Origin of the sequence: Emticicia agri (assembly GCF_004168285.1) — a bacterium.
In the GTDB taxonomy this organism is placed as follows: Bacteria; Bacteroidota; Bacteroidia; order Cytophagales; family Spirosomataceae; genus Emticicia; species Emticicia agri.
Genome location: NZ_SEWF01000132.1, coordinates 1 through 1,826 on the forward strand (window position 1 = coordinate 1; position 1,826 = coordinate 1,826).

The following is a 1,826-nucleotide window of genomic DNA, read 5'->3' on the forward strand; positions in this document are numbered from 1 at the left end:
GTTTGCAATTCAACAGGGATAGCTTCTCCAAAATACATCAGAAAGAATTTTATCCGATTCTTTACCCGGGTTATATCTCGGGTAAGTCTATCATAAACCCTCAGTAGTGACCTGTCCTGCTGTTGTTCCAATGGAGGAACATAAAGGGCTTTAAAATCTCCGTTTTTTAGCCCTCTGGCCAACTTTCCACTATCTATGCTATCACTCTTACGACGTTTCTCCTTATCACTTGTAGGTACATCTGCAGGGTGAATTACTATACAATTAATACCTGCTGAACTTAACTGACGTTGAATATTGAATCCTGCAAATCCCGCTTCATACACACAATGAATATCGGCTCCGGGATAATGTCCCTTCAAGTAGGCAGAAAGTTGTACACTATCTGGTGGTTGGGTAAAGGAGTTAAGCATCAACTCTTTAGACATCACTGTCACTTTCCAACTCTTTAAATGTGAATCAATCCCTACATAGATTGATTCTCCGCTAAAATCTCTTACTTTTGTTTTCATATGCTTCGGTTTTTGGTTTTCACTGCTGTTAACTTAAAGTTACTGTGAAACTGATTCCGAAGCTATTTTTTCAAACATACAAACTCAAAAGAAAATCGTACGAAATATTATTTGGTGGAATTTTCTCCTCACCCTCTAAATCTCCCTCTCCCGAGGTGTGTCTTACCCATAATTTGGGTATTTTTGCAAAAAATTACGTTCTTTGACATAGAGACCAAAACAGAATATTATATGGTAATAGAATCGGTGATTTCTTATCAGATGCAACATTATCGTTTTGGCGATAAACGTCTGAATAAAAGGTGTTTTTTTGCCAATCTGAACTATTTAAGACAGATAGTAGCTTGAGTTTTCCTCATGTTTTCAAAAATCAATATGCCTTGAAAGGACTCTATCGTTTAGTGAATAATAGCGAGCTTAACTGTGCGGATATTATTAAGTCTTATCGTAAAGGGTTGATTGCGTATTCTCTGACACAGTCCTTACCAGATAAGAAACAATATTATTATCTGTTTCAGGATAGTACAGTGGGCAATTATCCTACCCGTCAGATGGATTTAGGCTACCTTCAAACCGGAAGCGATAATGGAGTATTAATACATAATGGTATTCTGACAGACAACCATTATGTACCTTTAGGCTTACCCATCCAAGAGTTCATACAAAGAGATAGGGATGATTATGGTAAACGTCATCAAAGACACCTGCGTCCTTTTGAAGAAAAGGAGAGTGCTAAATGGATTGAAGCCATTGATTTTGCCCGTAAATATGGACGTAAAACGGGTATATCGGTTGTACAAGTAGCTGATAAAGAAGCTGATGTGGCAGAGGTCTTCAATTATGCACTTACCCATCGACAACTCTTTATTATCAATGGCAGACATGACCGTAAACTCAAAAACAGTACTCAAACCCTGAAGCCCTATTTGCAAAGTTTAACCCCTGGTGGGATTGTTGAACGTTCGCTCTTAGATGCCAAAGGCAAAGCACACCTATGTGAGTGTCAGATTACTTTTGCAAAAGTTGACTTACAGGATTTAATTAAACCTATTTATGTACTCACCTTGCAGCAACTTCAACCTATCAAAGGACAAGACTTAGCCCATTGGATGATACTTACCAATGTGCCGGTAAAGACTTTAGCAGAGGCGGTAGCTATTATTGATACCTATACCCGCAGATGGACTACCTGTGAAGATTTTCATAAATGTCTCAAAACGGGTTGTAGTATCCAACAAAGACAATTACAATCCCCACAAGCACTCTTTAATACCATCAGTCTATTGAGTTTAATAGCGATTGGTTTATTAAGAA

3 protein-coding genes are annotated in these 1,826 nt (G+C 38.0%); 2 read left to right on the forward strand and 1 reads right to left on the reverse strand.

The genetic code is table 11. The annotated features are described in order from the left end of the window. A partial coding sequence (locus tag EWM59_RS27380) for an IS110 family transposase (protein WP_130024302.1) occupies positions 1–512 on the reverse strand: 512 nt, incomplete at its 3' end. A gap of 183 nt (positions 513–695) precedes the next feature. On the opposite strand from EWM59_RS27380, the gene EWM59_RS28035 reads away from it, so the two are divergent. Next, positions 696–860 carry a hypothetical protein gene (locus EWM59_RS28035; RefSeq protein WP_165372164.1) on the forward strand — a complete coding sequence of 55 codons (165 nt, stop codon included), beginning with the start codon at positions 696–698 and terminating at the stop codon, positions 858–860. After that, positions 857–1,826: IS4 family transposase (locus EWM59_RS27385; RefSeq protein ID WP_165372273.1), on the forward strand; the 970-nt coding region annotated here is incomplete at its 3' end. The genes EWM59_RS28035 and EWM59_RS27385, both read left to right, overlap by 4 nt.